Origin of the sequence: Chitinophaga polysaccharea (genome assembly GCF_902150045.1) — a bacterium.
GTDB classification, from domain to species: Bacteria; Bacteroidota; Bacteroidia; order Chitinophagales; family Chitinophagaceae; genus Chitinophaga; species Chitinophaga polysaccharea_A.
The window spans coordinates 498,485-516,678 of record NZ_CABFVU010000002.1; the positions used below are offsets into that span (position 1 = coordinate 498,485).

The following is an 18,194-nucleotide window of genomic DNA, read 5'->3' on the forward strand; positions in this document are numbered from 1 at the left end:
AGAAGGAAATTAAAACGAGTGTAATATAGTGCTGTGGCTCGTTTTGGGCCGTTGTGGTATTGCTGTTTTTCTTTTTGTGAGATGAGATTTTTTTGAAGAAGAGATGACCAGTTGTTTGGAAATAAGCGAACAGCTGATCATCTCTTCTCACAAAAAAAAATTATATCCGGCTCCTGCGTAATCTCAACAGGGTATTTACCAGGGTATCGATGTCCGCGCAGCTGTTGTAAAATGCCAGCGACGGCCTTACGGTGCTTTCCACGCCAAACCTGCGAAGAATTGGCTGAGCGCAATGATGGCCTGATCTTACAGCAATCCCTTCCTGGTTGAGGGCGGCCCCTACCTGCTCGGTAGTGAAATCTTTAAATACAAAAGACAACACGCTTGTTTTGTCGGGAGCCGTGCCTATTAATCGCAAACCAGGCACTTCCTTCAGCAGCTGTGTAGCATATACAAGCAGGTGATGTTCATACTGGTATATAACATCAATGCCTATATGATTTACATAGTCGATGGCTGCTCCCAGTCCTACGGCATCGGCTATATTACCGGTACCGGCCTCGAAGCGCCAGGGGGCTGCATGATACTGCGTATGTTCAAAGGTTACATCTTTGATCATATTTCCGCCGCCCTGCCAGGGTTGTGTTTCATTCAGTAATGCTTCCTTACCGTACAACACGCCGATGCCGGTGGGACCAAAAACCTTATGTCCGGAAAATACGTACCAGTCGCAGTTAAGCCGCTGCACATCTGCGCGCATATGCGATACTGCCTGAGCGCCGTCTACCAGTACCTTTGCGCCGGCCTGATGAGCCAGTTCCACTATCTGCTGTACAGGAGTAACAGTACCCAGGGCGTTGGACACCTGCGTGAAGGATACCAGCTTTGTTTTAGGGCCAAGCAGTTTTTGATATTCAGACAATATGATCTGCCCATCTTCATCTACCGGGATTACCTTTATCTGTAATCCTTTTTTTGCAGCCAGCTGTTGCCAGGGGACTATGTTGGCATGGTGCTCCAGGTGGCTCAGAATAATTTCATCGCCCGCCTGCAGGAATTGCTCACCCCAGCTTTTGGCTACCAGGTTGATGGCTTCCGTGGCGCCGCGCACAAATACAATTTCATTGACAGATGCTGCATTTAGGAAGGCCCTTACTTTTTCCCGGGCACCTTCGTAGGCATCTGTGGCGCGTGCAGCCAGTTCGTGAGCAGCCCTGTGGATGTTTGAATTTTCGTGTTCATAAAAATAACTGATCCTCTCAATTACGCTTCGCGGTTTTTGCGTGGTGGCGGCGTTATCCAGCCAGATTAGCCGGTGGCCATTCACATGTTCCTGCAATACCGGGAAGTCTGCCCTTACGCGGTTAATATCCAGCGGCGGCTGGGTTGCGCCGGTGATCCCGGCTGTTTTTTCCGGTAAGAAGTAATAGGAAGTTCCTGCAGAAGGCAGCTGGGACGTATAAGATGATGAGGGTATACTTTTCAGCGCGCGTTGCAGTTCCTGTTCAAAAGACGGATCGTAGGCCGTTGCCGGTTGTTTAAGCGCAGACGGCGAAATACCGCTGCCTGCTACGGAAGCGGGAATGCCGCCGTTGCCGGAGAAATGAGGATCCGGTAAGCTGGTTGGCGCCTGCGTAACATCTGTTACGCTTCCCTGCTGCAGTAGCGGGTCCTGGATGGGAGCAGCTGATGCATAGCCCGTGGAGGGTACATCATTACCGGATTGCAAAGAGGAAAACAACTGGTTGGCCAGTTTTTCCAATGCAGCAATATCCGGTAATCCATCTGGTTGGAAATTATTTGTATTCATGGTACTTGCCTATTTCTACATCATCCAATACAGCAATGGCATCGTCTACCAATACTGCCAGTGAACAGTACAGGGATACGAGATAAGAAGCAATGGCCTGATGGTTAATGCCCATAAAGCGTACGGATAAACCGGGCGATTGTTCACCGGGAAGATTAGGCTGGTATAATCCAACTACCCCTTGCCTGCTTTCTCCGGTACGCAGCAGAATGATCTTTGATTTGCCGTTTTCAACAGGCACTTTATCGGATGGGATCAACGGGATGCCACGCCATGTGATGAATTGGGAGCCAAACAGGGAAACGGTAGGTGGCGGAACGCCCCTCCGGGTACATTCACGGCCAAAAGCGGCAATGGTAAGCGGGTGCAGTAAAAAGAACCCCGGTTCCTTCCATACTTTGGTGATGAGTTCATCCAGGTCGTCGGGCGTAGGGGCGCCGGTACGGGTTTTAATTCGCTGCGACGCTACTACGCTGTTCAGCAGGCCATACTCCTTATTGTTAATTAGTTCGCTCTCCTGGCGTTCCTTAATTGTTTCAATGATCAGCCGCAACTGTTCGCTGATCTGGTTGTAAGGTTTGCTGTAGAGGTCTGATACCCTGGTGTGTACATCCAGCACCGTGTTCACGGCGCTCAGGTTATACTCGCGGGGATTGTCGATGTAATCCACGTAGGTTTGGGGAAGCTCGCGTTCATCCCTTCCGGAGCAATCTACGGTTACATTGCTTTCATCTTTTACTTTGTTAAGCCTGTATACGCCCGATTCTACGGGGATCCAGCTCATTAACCGGGTTAGCCAGCGGGGAGTAATGCTGGACATTTGTGGTACCGTGCGGGTGGCAATTGCCAGTTGTCTTGCGGCAACGTCGCCAAGGGCAGTCTGTACTTTCTGTTGAGTTTCATCAGCCATGGGGGATCAGTTTTTGAATTTTAAAAATGTAGTCTTGATTGCAGGGAAGAAAAATGTGTGGTGGCTCATTTTCCATTCTGCTGGTGGGTATAATGGAAGTTAAATTAAGCCTTTTTGTTTAATTATTGAGCCGGATTTTTTAACCGGAGAGCCCTGTAACGCGGAGAAGGGTTAAATACTGAAAACAGTGGGGAGAGAATGGGGAAATAACATCATAAAAACATGTGGCGGGTATGCTGCCCGCCACATGTTTTACTAAAGGTCTGAATAGTCTGTTGGCCGCAGGAACAGGATATCTGATTTTGATACATTGTGACTGTATTCTTCCATCGCTGAAAGGGCTTTCCATTTCGGATCTGCACTAAATGCCTTCCAGTGCTCATCACGGTCTTCCTTGTTATTGAAAGTGGTCATGTACATAAGGTTAGGCATGCGGGAGCCTGAAATAACAGTAGCATAAAATACCGCGTTAAAGTGAAGGTTCCGGAAAATGCCGATTTCATCGCCGGTATTAAACATCTTTACTTTATTGATATGATACTTTTCGGAAGGGCTTTCATAACTCCGTAATTCGTATACCCGTTCCTGTTTGGGAGCCGTTAAGGAAGGCGCCTCCAGTACGGGCATCCCGGGAAATGCCTGTAGCAGGATGGATTCTATACGGGTGTAAGGAATATTGTTCCAGGCGGCATCTGTATAATCTTTCCCGTTAGTGCTGAATGCTTTGCTGGATGCCAGGGTTTTATCCAGGTTAACAAATTGTTCGAGCGACTGGAAGGGAATCAGCACATAGATCCGGAGGTCGGCCGTATCAGGTGTAACCGGTTTGAAAACGCCGGCCTGTTTGATACCCGCCTGGTGCAGCGCGGGAAGAAATGCTTTTTCCAGGTAATTATCTACCAAAGCTTCCTGTTCTTTTGTTTTCAGATGATAGATCTTGATCTGGTAAAATTGTCTTTCTTTGGCCGTGAGTGTAACGGAACAAAGTACCAGGAGTGCCATTAGCAATGTGGAATATATCTTCATAAAAATTAATTATATACCAGACAAAATACAGCAAATGGAGCAGGAATTATAGTGATGCTTTAGAATACTGTATTTTTGCGGACTTAAAAATGTACTTATGTCTGAGCCGGTTATGTTAATAGAACAGCCTAATAACAGAGGAACTTTATATGCCGTAGTGGAACAGGACGACAGGGTAGCTTATTTTTACCTGTATCCTTCGGAATTACTGACCACTAAGTATTCCCCGCGCCCATGCTGGCTGCGGAACCTTGGCCCTGCGCCGGAAAAGAAAGACGTGGCTGCCATGAAAGAAGGGATGGCGCCTATGCTGGAAGCGGCCTACTGCCGGCATCCGCAAGGCAGTGAACCGCTGGAAAAAGAACGGATCACCATTGTATGGATGGAAGAGGGAGATGGGGCAGCAGTATTATACGACAACGAAATACTGGGTGTAATACCCGGCTGGAGCCTTTATAATGATGAACATGCAGTGGCCTATGCTGCTGATTGTATAGGCGCCGGCGATAACGACCGGCTGATGCCATTGGGAAAACGCGGCGCTAACGCCATGTATGAACGGGTAGACCAGGCCATAGCTTTCTGGAAAGACTGGGAAGGTGAAGCCAGCCAGGCCTGGAGCATCCTGCAGGATCAATATATAAAGGCCTATGAGGCAGTATTCGGGCCTATTCAGCAGTATTATGCTATTGATGGAGGGCAATGGCCGCCAATGGCACTGGGCAAATTTGAAAAAGATGACGTGGTGTACCTCCTCACCCTGGGAATAAGCATCCGCCCGATGCCCTGGGTGGAACTGCTGTACAACGACCGTTCCCCGGGATTCCGCCGCATGGAACTGGCGATGGCAGTTAGTAAAAAAGATTTTACAGATAAAGAGATCATGGCGATGGCCGGCCTCATGTCCGGTATGGCAGACAGGCCCTGGAAACAGATCACCTGGCTCGGCGAAGGCCACACGGTAAGCTCGGATGAACTGCCGGAGCCTTTCGAAAGCGTGGTAGTGTCGTCGGCTTTGTATAATGGCCCCGCTATAGGGCTGCCGGAGGTATATGGCGATAAGGTGAACCTGTACTGGCTGGCGCCTATTACCAAACTGGAAAGGGAATATGCCCATTCACGGCCCAATGCAGGCTACGACCTGCTGGAGAAAATGATTCAACATAACCTGAGCCACCTCGTTACGCGGCGCGCGGAACTGCCATCGGACTAACAGGGACCTCTTTTTTATACATAACAGCCTGCTGTAAGGCAGGCTGTTTTATTTACCGGTGGTGGAATTAGAGGTTTTTTGAGAAAAAGTTGAAATATTTTGTAACAAAATGATTCCATGGCCTACTAATCCGGAAAGAAAATCAAAAGCACATGAAAAACATCTTCAAAAATATTACAGCAGCAATAGTGGTAATCGCCGGCTTATCTGCGGGTAAAGCAGCTGCGCAGGATAAATCATTATTGTGGGAAATCAGCGGCAACGGGCTGGTTAAACCTTCTTATTTATACGGTACTATTCATATGATCTGTGAAAATGATTTTAAAGTAACGGAGAAGACAAAAAAGGCATTACATCAATCAGATCAGCTGGTCATAGAAGCCAATATCCTTGATCCCAATATCAACACGATTATGGCCAAAGCAATGACCACCGATGTGCCTTTAAGTAAAAGGTTGTCTGCCTCAGATTACCATATCGTGGATTCCATTATGAAAGCGAAATGTGGCGTACCATTGGCGCCGTTTGAAAACTACCAGCTGGTGGCGGCTATTTCACTATTGGCCATGAAATCGTTTCCATGTGAGGAGCTTAAATCTTATGAAACTGCTTTTATAGAAATGGCGCAGGCAGATAAAAAGAATATCGGTTACCTGGAAGCATTGGAAGAACAGGTGGGATACCTGCTGAAATCCTATACCGACAAGCAGGTGGCAGACCAGGTAAAGGCTTTCGACAGCAGCAGCATAAACACTGATAAACTGGTAACGGCCTATAAAGCAGAGGATCTGGGAGATATGTACGCGCTCCTTACCGCGCCTGATCAAATGGATGAAAATGCCATTCATTGGATGCTGGAAGTAAGGAATAAAAACTGGGTAGAAAAAATGCCCGGTATGATGAAACAGGAAAGTACTTTTTTTGCGGTAGGTAGCGCACACCTTGGAGGCCCCATAGGATTGATTAAATTATTAAAAGAGAAAGGATATACCGTTAAACCCATTTTGAACTAAAGCTATCACCTTTTGAAAAGCAAGGAAAAAGAATTTCTAAGGAAAATGAATAACGCGGATGTTGTCTGACTCAGGATTAAACTGATTTGATTTTTTAAGATCTTATAAATGATTTAAAGGATTTGGGGAGATGTAAGCGAACCGCTTACATCTCCCCAAATCCTTTAAAATCCAAATAATCAAATCCAGGTAATCATTGTAATCAGTTTAATCGTGAGTCAGACAACATCCGCACTATTGCTGGTAGCTCCCTGCCAGCTTTACCAGTTTATCAGGTGCATTGGAAATAATTCCATCTACTCCCCAGGAGATCAGTTTTTTTAACTCGCTTTCATCATCTACCGTCCAGGGTATTACTGCTACTTTTTTATTGTGAGCCTCCTTTACCAGCTCTGGTGTTACCAGTTGATAGTTGGGACTGTAAATAGTTGGTATAAAACCGAGCTTTTCAATATTTGCGCTGAAGCTGTCTTTATTGCCTGTCAGCAAAGCCGTTTTCTGAGCAGGATAGCGGCGGTGCAACTCCTGGAGTGTACGGATGTCGAACGATTGAATTATAACACGCGCCGTTATTTTTTTCCTGTTGACAACTTCCATTACCCGGGCTACAAATTCTGCCGGACCAGGGTTGTAAATGCCATCCCCGTCCGGGGAGCTTTTGGTTTCCATGTTATAAAACACCGGCTTGAGATGATGTGCCTGTACATACGTCTCCACGCTGTCTATCAGATCGGTGAGCAGTGGCCGGTGAACCATCATTTTTTCCTGTTGGGGAAAACGGGGATGAGGTTTGGTGCCGGCATCATATTTCCGGATACTATCGTACGACATTTTATATAGCGCAAGACTTTTTTCTTCTTCTTTTGAGATATCCGAGCCATCCGGCTTACGCATAAATTCTGCCGACATATACGCGTCGTGCGATACTACTACCTGGTGGTCTGCAGTGATAATACAGTCCAGCTCCAGTGTTTTCGCGCCCAGCTTCACTGCATTGATCATAGCAGGGATTGTATTTTCCGGCATCAGTGCCATTCCACCCCGATGTGCCTGTACATCTATTGATTGTTGTGCTGTTGCATTGCTGGTAAACAGGCCTACCAGAACAGCCAGAAATAAAGTACGTTTCATGGTTGCAAAGTGAATATAAATGGATTATCAGCAATGTTATTTTATTGTTGCTTCACAATTCTTGCTGCCCATCCGCCGCCAACATTCATTACTACGGGTACTTTTGAATGTTTGTCTACGATAATCTGTTCCATTTTATAATCCTGTCCGTTCCTGTCGGCGTTAATACCATCTTTCCAGATATGCATGGTATAGCTGCCATCCGGGAGGAAAGAGCAATCCAGCGTCAGGGTCCGCGGCGTGAAGTTAGTCATGCCACCTACGTACCAATCGCCGGAAGCAGCCTTGCGGGCCGTAAGTATATAATTGCCCACACTGGCCTGCAAGGCAATAGTAGTATCCCATACACTGGGAACTGCCTGCAGGAACTGCATACATTCAGGTTCTTTGTAATAATGGGTAGGATTATCGGCCAGCATTTGCAGCGGGCTTTCATACACTACGTACATGGCCAGCTGATGGCAACGGGTACCGATGCTCATAGGGTTACTGAAATGAGGCGCCCAGTCTCTCTTTTGTGCGTTGAGCATGGCACCGGGCGTATAATCTGCCGGTCCTGCGGCCATACGGATAAAGGGGAAGGTAACATTATGGTCCGGCGCAATGGATTTACTTTGATCGCCCTTGCTTTGTTCCAGTCCGTATACGCCTTCAAAGGAAATAACGTTGGGGTATGTACGTTGTAGTCCTGCCGGTTTATGCGCGCCATGAAAATCAACCAGCATTTTATGTACGGCAGCGGCTTTAGCCACGCGTTCATAATACTGTACCATCTGTTGGTCGTCGCGTTGCATGAAATCGACCTTAATCCCTTTGATCTTCCATTTGGCAAAGAGATCCAGTGCTGCATCCAGCTGCTGATCCAGCGCCAGCCAGGTAGTCCACAGGATGATGCCTACATTTTTGGAAGCTGCATAGCGCGATAATTCCTCCATATCAATGTCCGGCACCGTTTTAAGAAGATTGCGGGTATCGCTCCAGCCTTCATCCAGCACTACGTATTCGAGGTTGTATTTAGCGGCGAAGTCGATATAGTATTTGTAGGTGGCGGTATTGATGCCGGCACGGAAATCTACCTGGTAAATATTATTATCATTCCACCAGTCCCAGATGGCCTTACCGGGTTTCACCCAGCTATAGTCGCCGGCCGACGGCTCTGCGAGCTGATAGGGAAGTTCATTTACCAGCAGGTCTTTATCTTCTGGTGCAATCATCACAATACGCCAGGGCAGTTGGGATGCGCCCTCTTTTTTAGCGATAAAGTTTTCCCTGCTTTCCACTTCTTCATCCCGGTCGGAAGTGATCTTTTTATTAATAGGGTAGTGAGGGAATACCACTTCCAATGTGTTGCTACCATTGCCTTGCAGCCACATGCCGGCATAATTAAGGAGGGCCGTTTCAGTGATCAGTAATTTAATACCGTTTACACTGAACAGTGCCGGCAGGCTGGCCAGGCCTTTTTCACCACGGATGCTGTCTATGGTCAGTTTCTTATAAAGGCGCTCGTTATGGGAAAAGAACCCGCTTTCTACCGGGTACCAGGCGCTGTCTTTTGCCTGGAAGCCAAAGCCGGCCTGTTCATTTAGTACCTGCCAGTTGCCTTTGTTGTTAATAAGCCAGCGCCATGCAATACCATTATTGTATGCCCGCCACTGTAGCGAGGTATGGTTTTTAAAATTGATCTGCAACTGGGTATAACGGTCTTCAATAAACGTGCTTTTTTGTTTTACTACAGGGCGGAGGGTTTGTGTTACTGCCGATGTTTTGGTACCGGCCACTTTCCAGTTGCCGCCGGGACTAACGGAGGTGGCTACACTAATAGTCGCCGGTTGTAGTAACAGTTTCCCGTTGTAGGATAAGGAATACTGTATACTATCCTTTACGGATATGCGTACGGTGGTTTTACCATCGGGCGATTGTAAGGTGTAATCCTGTGCTCCCGCTGTGATACCAGCGGTGATAGCTATCCAGGCAAGCATCCATCGTTTCAGATTCATCGTTTCAGTTTTTATAAAAGTTACGGGGCGGTCCCCGGCATGTTTGGTTCCGGGAAAGAGGGCGGTAAATTAGTCGTTATTTTATAAACTTTACATGATAAATTACAGACGGTATCTCCAAGGCCGTAACCTGTTATCTGTATTACGATAGTTGATAAATTGCCGTATTTTTTATGCATTGGCCGTATACCGGTAATACGCTGGCGCCCCATGAATTGCCGGGTGAATAAGCATTTGTTTGCGGCCCGCTTTTACCTGGGATGCTTTTCCTTATTTTCCCGGCATGTTTTCAGATACAGGTATATTGAATGAGGTATATATTTATTCTTGTTTTTAACTAGATAAATTTGCTGGTATTGCGATAAAGATATTGCTTGCAGGAGTTTGGAGTTTTCCGGGCCGGATACGCGTAAGAGAAGGGGCAATGTTTTTACAGCGGAGATATTTCTGACAGGAACAATGCATGGTTACAGGAGGGTAGCTTGGAAAGCCGTCGTCATGGGAATAACTACCATAGCGTATAACAGCCGGGGTATGTAACATTAGGCGTCCTATTCATATTATTATTTAACGGCAGAGCTCTTTTATTTCGTTGTATGGTGGCGTTATTTTTTTGCGGGGAGTGATTGAAATTCTGACACTTGTTGTATATTAGTTCCTGATAATAAAAGCCATGTTTATCTACTGTTGCGTGTTTAACCCGTTAATGGCAATAGCAGATATTAATTCCAGATTTCTGAAGTAGTTACCCAATATCATTTCTTTAGTGATAGAAAGGTAGTAACCATATTTAAAACCGTAAAAGCTGCGAAATGTCATTGTATACGCACACCTCATTTACTATTGGTGATCATCAGTTTACTTCTTTTCATTCCCTTACCCTGTATCAGACTATCCGCGGCCATCATAGCTTTGAAATCATGATCGGGTACGACTGGCTCACTAAGCTGGGAAAAGGATTATTCAATGCCGGTAAGGAATTCCTGGGTAAGGAAATATCTATCTCTGTAAAACCTGTTGAGTTAAATGCTGTGTATAAGCCGCTGAATTTTAACGGTATTGTTGATGGTATCAGTATGGGAAAAGAGAGTGATGGCACACACGGTTTTTGTGTGATAAAAGGGCACAGTGTTACCATCCTGCTGGAGGATGATGAAAACATAGCGTGTTATGAACAGAAAAATTTGTCGGCCATAGTCACTGAAGCCCTGAAAGGATGCGGACCTTACGCCAAATCACCTGCGGTAGATCCGGCGCATACAGATACCCTGAAATATATTGTACAGTATAAAGAAACCACTTACCAGTTTATAGAGCGGCTCGCGGCCCGTTTCGGGGAGTGGTTTTTTTATGATGGAGAAAAGGTGATATTTGGAAACTACCGGCCACAGAAAACGACGCTTACCCATCAGGTAGACCTGATCGGGTTTAACCTTGATCTTACTGTGAAATCCAATAACAGCCGGCTGTACGGATATGATTACCGGCAAAGCCAGGTAGTAAGCAACGATACCCTTTCTGTACCTGCAGGTAACACCGATGTATATACGAGTCACCTCAAAGAAATAAGTGAACGTCTTTATAAAAAAACATCACAATATAAGCTGAACCAGTCGTTTGGAACAGGTGCAAAGTCGCAGCTGGATAAATATACACAGGCGCAAAAAAAAGGAAGGCTTTCCCGGATGGCGGTGCTCAAAGGTACCAGCCAGCAGAGCGCATTACGCATTGGTGATATCATTACAGTGAATGAATCGGTACTTTCCAATGAGCATCATGGTGAATTTGTGGTAACAGAGCTGGTCCATTACTGTACGGAAAACGGGCTGTATAAAAACACATTTGAAGCCATTCCTGCGGCTGCCGCCATGCCGGTGGTAGACCTGTACAGCACACCGTTCTGTGAAGCGCAAAGCGCTGTGGTAACAGATAATAACGACCCAAAGGGACTGGGCCGCATAAGGGTAAAATTCCAATGGCAGCAACAGGGATCCACTCCATGGTTACGATTAGTATCCCCGCATGGAGGTACCGACAAAGGATTTTATTTTATACCTGAAACCGGGGAGGAAGTATGGGTAGATTTTGAAGGCGGCAACCCTGAAGTACCGGTGGTACTCGGCACCGTATATAACGGGAACGCCAAAACCGGTTTCGGGGATGCACAAAATAACCTGAAGGTGATCAAAACCCGCAGCGGGCACCTCATCCGGCTGGATGATACCGATGGGGCAGAGAGTATTACCATCACAGATAAATCGGGGAATATTGTAACAATGGATACCAGCGCCCAAAGTATCAACATCGCTGCAATGGAAAATATTACTATCAACGCTAAGAACATCAGCTTTACAGCAAAAGAAAATATACAGGTAAGCGCAGGTAAAAATCTGTCGCAAACTGCGGTGAAAGACTTCAGCCTGCTCGCCGCCAATATTAAGGAAGTAGCTGATGATACACTGCAGCGTACTGCTAAAAGTATTGAGAAAACAGCGGAGAAAGTAAGCATGAGCAGTACTAAGGAGAATATTGAAATGCATAGCGCCAAACAAATAGTGAATAAGAGCGGCGATAAAGCGAAAATGTTTTAACCCCACATAACCAGCCACAGATGGGAAGTATCATCTCAATAGCAAAGTCAATTGTTGAAAGCTCCGAGCTGTCAACTACCTATGCAACTAACGGAGATATCAGCTTGAATGCCGCCAGCCAGGTAAAATTACGGAGCACAGAGAAAATTATTTATGATAAGTATAAAGCACCGGAAACAAAAGAGAAGGAACTAAAGAAATTCCTGGTACACTTCAGACGGCCGGCGGAATATAAAGGAGAATATGGGTTCGACTGGCTCAGGGACGAATACATTTATGCGTTAACTTATATTGAGCGCGATAACAATAACCAACCCTGTAACAGTACCGTGCCGCTGGTAAGCGACGTAGCTGCCGCTAAAAGCGAGTATCTGAAAGATGTAGAGAACCCTGTGAAACCATATGGTGTTGACTATTATCCCGCATGGTTATCACTGTTTCCTTACACTACCTCGCAACAATTCAAGTATGGCTCTTCCATGAACAAAGATGGCGCAAGGCTGGATCTTGAACTGGAAGAAATAGAAGAAGTGATCAATGATGGCACAGAGATCATCTTCGAATCAAAAAATCCGAATCTCAAAATATCCCCGCAGAAAATAAATATTGCCGCAGTAATGGGAAGCGGATTGCAAACCCGCCACCGGCCGGGAGGGGTAAAAGTCAAGTACTATAAGCTGAAAGGCGCTGTGAACGTAGTAAATACCAATGCTCCTCTTCAGCAGCATGAAGAAATAAAAGTATTTGCAAAATTGGGCAATAAGAAAGAAGAAGTGGGCAAGCTGATGGTGTACAATAACCACATCATTCCCAAAATGGAACTGATCCTGGTAAAAGTTGGTACACAGGCCAACAGCCTTCCTTCCATCGATCAGCAGCTGGTGAAAGATATGGAATACCAGTTCAAAAGGGCTTCCTATAACCAGGCCCTCATCCGGGCGGAACTTAAAACAGATACTGTTTTCGAAACAGGGGTACTACCTTTTACCGACAGCACTGTTACCAGTTACTGGAATAATGTATTGGGAGGATCTGCATCGTTTAATGAACAACAGTTTCTTGAAGATGTAATTAAGCTGTATGAAAGATACGGACAGCACAAACCCAACGGAGGCCGCATCAATGCCGATGCCAATAAACGGACCTATATTTTTCTCACGGATTTGCCAGCCAGCTTTAATGGCCTCACCGCTGCTGACAATGGAGATGTGATCAAGGAATTTGTATGGGGAAATGCCTTTGTAGTATTCCTGAGCGGACTGAATCAACGGCGTACACTGCTGCATGAAGCCGGCCACTCGCTGGGCCTGCAACACACGTTCAGTGCAGGAGCGCCCATGGCAGGGCTTAAGCCGCCGCCTTATACTTTTTACCAGGGACATACCGACAATATCATGGATTATACCTGGCAAACAAACGGTAACCTGAATCCGTACAATGCCAAAGACAATATGCGTTCTTTCTTCAAGTTCCAGTGGGATATCATGAGACAGGACCGGAGCTTAATTTTAAATTATTAGTATGCGCGGCAGTTTGCTTACCCTTTTATTCGTAATAACGGTAATGGATATACTACCGGCACAAACGAAGTCCTCATCCACTCCGGTGGCCTGGGTACATTTTGGTGTTTTTTCCAACAGTGCCCGTGTGAAATACCGCATTACACCCGCTGCCCTGGAACGCTACTGGCTGGATACCAGCGGTGTGAAAATTGACTCCTCCGTACAGCAATTATCTGCTGCCCAATGGCAGCGGAACCGCTTTATACTGGACGCTATCCCATCCCTGCTGCTAACCGCCGGTACTACTACATATAGCTGGGGTTGTCTTTATTGTGGAGAGCAGCCGGTAATAATAGTAGATATCGGGTTCGCTGATAAAAGGCCGGGATTCTCTTATCAGATAGATGGCGATACCAGCCGTATTCCTGCAGGGATACGGAAGTACGTAAAGAATATAAGGAGCGCAGTTGCACAGCTGATTGCGGAGGAAAGTAAAAAACAGTAGCCATTCCGATATGAATAATCGTTCTTTCCGGTTTAACCCGGTGCATCTCAACAGAACTTATGGTGTAACCTATGTTATTCAGTCGGCAGGCATAGAACAGGTGATCAGCTACGAGATAACAGTTAATTGTTCTAAAAGATTGCCCGGCGATATGTTCCTGTTTGAAATAAATAAAGGACAGGTATACATCAACAACCAGGCGCCTGAAAAGATGATTGATAAACTTGCGGAGCAATGTGGAAAAGTATTATATCCGTTGCAGATAAGGGTAAATAGTGCCGGGCAGTTTTCCGGTATTGTTAACCAGGCGCAGATAGCGGCTGCCTGGGAAGGCATTAAACCTGCATTGCAGCAATATTATACGGGAGAAATTACAGCGCAGATCATGTCCTACATGGATCTTGCAGTAAGCAGCGAGCCGCATATTTACCGGTCGCTCTGTCGCGATTGGTTTATGGCGCTTTATTTTGCTGACCTCTACCAGCCCGGGAGCGATATTATGAAACGCGGGCTTACCGCAGCATTGCCGCTAATGCCTTATACAACGCCGGTATTGTTTAACGTTACGCAGCAGCCGGTGCAGCATAATACAGCGAGTGGCAGCCTGGTATTGCAGCAGAAAGGAAATTGCAGCGATCCGCGTAGTGTGGAAGATCTTATGGCAGGGAAGGAAATTCCATTATCACAGCAGCTGCACGGTATTCACACGCCCTTAAAGGGGCAGGCATATATCAGCTATAAGTTATATCAAACGGATTATTCCATCAATGCCATAACGGGAGAATGCAGCTTGCAGCTCGCACCCGGTGAGGATAAGAAAGTAACGTTCACTGTTTATCATTTACGGGAGAAAGATAAAACGCTGGCCCCGGTTATGCCGGTGCTGCTGCCGGAACAGGAACCGGCCGCAAAAAAGAAAAGGCGTTTTTCCTTCTTTTTCAAAAATTAAAAGGATATGAGTGAAAAACATCTGGTTTGCCAGGGCGCCCTTTGTAAGTGCCAGTTTGGTACCACCCCCGATAAGCTGAAAGTGAAAAGCCAGCAGGTACATTATATCAACGATAAAGACGGCGCCGAAAAGCCGTTGGCCAATACAAAGGACATTGGTCAGCCTTTTGAAGCCAATACATTTGGCAGTTGCAGCAAGAAGAATAATAACCCCTGTACGCCATCTGTTACCGGATGGAGTGGGTTTTATGATAAGGTGGTATTACCGGGAGATGCCTATATTTTACTGGAAGACAGTAAAGCGACCTGCGCTACCGGCGGGAAAGACTGTATCTCCATCACTTTTCACGGGCAAACAGCCGATATGACAAAGAAAGATGCAGAGAAAGCCGATAAAGAAGTACAAACGCATCTGAACCCAATGATGGATGTGCAAAAAGTAGAGGAAGATTTATTTCTGATCCGGTTTCCGCAGGGACAACCGTTTTAAAAATAGTTGCCATGTCTCATAATAAAAAGCTGGTAGTCACTATCCCGGCAGCAAAAGGATCGGTGGATGCAAAAACGTCGACCGCAGTATTGAATGAAGCGGGAACGGTACGGGCGGAGATGAAGGGTATCACTACGATGGTAGAAAAGGCGCCTGCACCCGCAAAGGTCACCATTCCCATGAAAGCGCCGGAGGCCGACAAAACGCCTTATCGCTGGATCTGGTCCATGTTGCGCACACTTACATTTAAGAAAACAGATGTAAACGACACACTGAAAGGACCATTGGTATATCCTAACTTTCCGAAAATTGTGGAAGGCGGCGGGTTGGGATGGCTGGAACCTGTGCTGGAAGGACAGGAGCCCACTAACTCGGCTGCTCGTGGTTACTTTATTGCTGCACGTGGAAAACCCGCGGTTCTTTCAGCAGAGTGGAGGGAGTTTACCCCTAACAATGATGGCAAAATAATCACCGGCGGCAGCAAAAAATTCAGGGAAAGCGTGCAGCTGCATATTTATACCCGTGCTTTGTACGGACAGGAATTAAGGATCTTCCTGATGGACAATGATACTGCCAGCGCCGACGATGATCTGCCACCCTGGGAACGGACTGCCGGAGTAGCCCAGATTGAAAAAGGGAAAGAAACGCCCGATGATGCCATCAAGTATTTTACCCGACAGGTGAAAATAATGCCTATCCTGCAGGATGAAACTACCCGCGGAGAGGCCTTACAGGTAAGTGATTACGTGGTGAAGGATAAATCAGGGAAAGATATGAAAGTGGCCGCCGGTTCTATCCACTACCAGGCTTTTGTACAGAAAATAGTGGTGGATGTTTTCCTGGACGACCTCTGGAAGCCGGGTGCAGGTGAAGTGCTGGAAATATATCCCATCATAAAATCAAGAGATGGTAAAATCACCAAAACCCTATCAAAGTGTTTTCTCAGTGTAAAGGAAGATCCTGCCGTAAAAGAATCCCCCCTGCTGTACGGTGGTAATAAACCCGTGCTGGCAGGCGATATTCCAACAAACACACGGAAATTCCAGCCATGCAAATACGGTATGATCACCGTGGAAGACAAAGACGGCGTACAAACCATATTTGATGAAAATGTGCTCGATTTCAAGCCCCCGGAGAATCTTACCTATAACATAGTAGCCGGAAGTGAAACTGCGAAGAAAACTATTAAGCTCAGTGTGCAAAGCCTGGTAACTCATGAAGATGAATGTACCGCAACACCTAAGCACAAGGATCATGTAATTGACATAAGTAGCTTTGGCGCCAAAGGATATAAAAAAGAAGATACCAAAGCAGGCGTAAAAAGGGAACCGGAAAAGGAAAGCGCCGCCAAAGGAAAATTTGAAATAAAAGCCAATAATTATAAATTCAAAAGAGATACCAATGCTTCTTTTTCCGGTGTGATAAAAGTATCTGATGAAGAACTGGAATTTGATGCGCAGTATAAATATCTCTTCTTCGATGAAAATAATCATATCCTTTTCCAACGGATACTGGGCTACCTGTGGATTCCCGAGGCACAGGCCGATCATTTCCCGGTAACTATCCAAACCTGCCGCTGGAAGCATGTTATCGATTTTGCTGTGTACCCCGATATCAAATGGACCGCAGCCCTGGCCTTTAACATGGAAAAAGCCGATTTTGATGCGTTGAAAACCAAATTCGCGGAAGCCAATAATGGTAAGGGAATAAAGAACGCCCTGCAGCGTTTTACCATGAACCGCCTGGAAAACGTGGAAAAAATAGGGGAAGTCGCAAAAGGCCGCTGGAGCAAACCTACGCCTACGTTGGACCGGCATAATGAGGAACTGGGTACTGAGCTGGGTGAAATGTTGGCCCTGCCAAAAGATAAAAAGGCAGCGCCAACACCCGTAAAAACCAGGGGTAAGTTTGCGGAGTTGGTGGAACTGCTGAAGGAATTTGATTTTTCCATCAAGGTAGAATGGAATAATGATACCGAGAGTGTGGATCCTATTGAAGATATGATTGCCAAATACTACAACGTATTAAAGGCAGGGTGGCACCTGGTAAAGGAATTCAGGAACATCATTCATGGCGATCATACCACCAAGGCAGATACCTCCGGGGATGATGGGAAAAACCCTGATGAGTTTATCAATAAGAACAGAACGAATCCCGACAAGAATATCCAGGGCCTTATTCAGCGAATGCAGCGCAAGCCGTTTGATTATGAGCTGCAGTTTCCAAAGCTGGGACTGGCTGCCTCCTGGTATTATGAAACTATGCCGCCCAAGAACGGCGACAGTAAATTATGGGGAGCCGGCAGAACCGTAGTGGTAAAGCTGGATGCCAAGCCGTTGGTGGGCATCGATCTTAAATGGGATTTCCTGGAACTGCTTTGCCGCAGGCACCCTATCGCATATGCTATTCTGAAAGCTGTGGATGCGCTGCTGTATATATGTGCAGACGACGACAGTAAAGTGGATGTTAGTGTGACCATTTCCGGTAAAATAGACCTGGAGGCCACTTTTAAGCATAATACGGTAGGAGGAAATGTGCTTACCCGGGAGAAGGGCGCTTCTGAAAAGAAAGAGGACCTGATAAAGGGCGGCGCTGCAGTATCCGTAAAGCTGGAATGTAAGCTGTACCTGAGTAAATCAGCTACTGCATTCAAAGTGAAAGTGGTGGTGGCGCTGGGGATAGGACTGGAAGGAAGCTCCGGGCTGGGATTGCAGGCCAGGATTGGTTCTGATGCCGCGGGATTGTTTGTAGGGTTTGATCTGATTTTTGAAGGCATAAAAATTGAAGGGTATGTAGAAGCAAAAGTGAATGTAGGAGAAAAAACAAAGGAAGTAAAGAAGAAGAAAGGAGAACCGGAAAAGCCGGCAGAGTATAATAAAGTGGTAGAAGCCAATCCCAAAGCGTCTTTTGAAATCGGTATCGATGAGAAAAAGATCTCTTTGAAAAAAATATATTTAACTAAAAAAGAGTCCGACGGATGAGTAAACCGGGAGTTTTCATCTTATTAATTCTAATGATCAGCCTGCACAGTTGCGGGCAGGGAACAACTGCAAAAAAA

At 46.2% G+C, this 18,194-nt stretch carries 13 protein-coding genes; 8 read left to right on the plus strand and 5 right to left on the minus strand.

What is annotated here, in order from left to right:
• Window positions 1-160: 160 nt before the first annotated feature.
• The 3 genes from FN124_RS16620 to FN124_RS16630 form a co-directional block, all read right to left on the minus strand.
• Entirely contained in the window at window positions 161-1,810 is a 1,650-nt protein-coding gene (locus tag FN124_RS16620; protein WP_142685914.1) for a family 2A encapsulin nanocompartment cargo protein cysteine desulfurase, read from the minus strand.
• Entirely contained in the window at window positions 1,797-2,720 is a 924-nt protein-coding gene (locus FN124_RS16625; RefSeq protein ID WP_142685915.1) for a family 2A encapsulin nanocompartment shell protein, read from the minus strand. Before FN124_RS16625 ends, FN124_RS16620 begins: the two co-directional genes overlap by 14 nt.
• 255 nt (window positions 2,721-2,975) lie before the next feature.
• Window positions 2,976-3,746, minus strand: coding sequence for an NIPSNAP family protein (locus FN124_RS16630; RefSeq protein ID WP_142685916.1), 771 nt, complete (start codon window positions 3,744-3,746; stop codon window positions 2,976-2,978).
• 97 nt (window positions 3,747-3,843) lie between these two features.
• On the opposite strand from FN124_RS16630, the gene FN124_RS16635 reads away from it, so the two are divergent.
• Window positions 3,844-4,959 (plus strand): suppressor of fused domain protein, encoded by a 1,116-nt coding sequence (locus tag FN124_RS16635; RefSeq protein WP_142685917.1) that lies wholly within the window; start codon window positions 3,844-3,846, stop codon window positions 4,957-4,959.
• 152 nt (window positions 4,960-5,111) lie between these two features.
• Window positions 5,112-5,972 (plus strand): TraB/GumN family protein, encoded by an 861-nt coding sequence (locus FN124_RS16640; RefSeq protein WP_142685918.1) that lies wholly within the window; start codon window positions 5,112-5,114, stop codon window positions 5,970-5,972.
• 234 nt (window positions 5,973-6,206) lie between these two features.
• Here FN124_RS16640 and FN124_RS16645 read toward each other — a convergent pair whose 3' ends face one another.
• Both FN124_RS16645 and FN124_RS16650 read right to left on the minus strand, forming a co-directional pair.
• A complete protein-coding gene (locus FN124_RS16645) occupies window positions 6,207-7,103 on the minus strand; it encodes a glycerophosphodiester phosphodiesterase family protein (protein WP_142685919.1) in 897 nt (298 codons plus the stop codon).
• Between the two features lie 41 nt (window positions 7,104-7,144).
• Complete coding sequence (locus tag FN124_RS16650; protein ID WP_142685920.1) at window positions 7,145-9,100, minus strand: glycoside hydrolase family 97 protein; 1,956 nt, start codon at window positions 9,098-9,100, stop codon at window positions 7,145-7,147.
• 812 nt (window positions 9,101-9,912) lie between these two features.
• Here FN124_RS16650 and FN124_RS16655 point away from each other — a divergent pair.
• The 6 genes from FN124_RS16655 to FN124_RS16680 are packed head-to-tail and all read left to right on the plus strand — an operon-like array spanning window position 9,913 to window position 18,117.
• Window positions 9,913-11,691 (plus strand): type VI secretion system Vgr family protein, encoded by a 1,779-nt coding sequence (locus FN124_RS16655; protein ID WP_142685921.1) that lies wholly within the window; start codon window positions 9,913-9,915, stop codon window positions 11,689-11,691.
• A 20-nt stretch (window positions 11,692-11,711) separates the two neighbouring features.
• The gene (locus FN124_RS16660; RefSeq protein ID WP_142685922.1) at window positions 11,712-13,211 is read left to right on the plus strand and encodes a zinc-dependent metalloprotease; all 1,500 of its coding nucleotides are present in this window, start codon (window positions 11,712-11,714) and stop codon (window positions 13,209-13,211) included.
• Window position 13,212: 1 nt separating this feature from the next.
• Window positions 13,213-13,698 (plus strand): hypothetical protein, encoded by a 486-nt coding sequence (locus tag FN124_RS16665; RefSeq protein WP_142685923.1) that lies wholly within the window; start codon window positions 13,213-13,215, stop codon window positions 13,696-13,698.
• A 10-nt stretch (window positions 13,699-13,708) separates the two neighbouring features.
• Window positions 13,709-14,647, plus strand: coding sequence for a hypothetical protein (locus tag FN124_RS16670; protein ID WP_142685924.1), 939 nt, complete (start codon window positions 13,709-13,711; stop codon window positions 14,645-14,647).
• Window positions 14,648-14,653: 6 nt separating this feature from the next.
• Complete coding sequence (locus FN124_RS16675; RefSeq protein WP_142685925.1) at window positions 14,654-15,136, plus strand: DUF4280 domain-containing protein; 483 nt, start codon at window positions 14,654-14,656, stop codon at window positions 15,134-15,136.
• An 11-nt stretch (window positions 15,137-15,147) separates the two neighbouring features.
• Window positions 15,148-18,117, plus strand: coding sequence for a hypothetical protein (locus FN124_RS16680; RefSeq protein ID WP_142685926.1), 2,970 nt, complete (start codon window positions 15,148-15,150; stop codon window positions 18,115-18,117).
• Window positions 18,118-18,194: the final 77 nt, after the last annotated feature.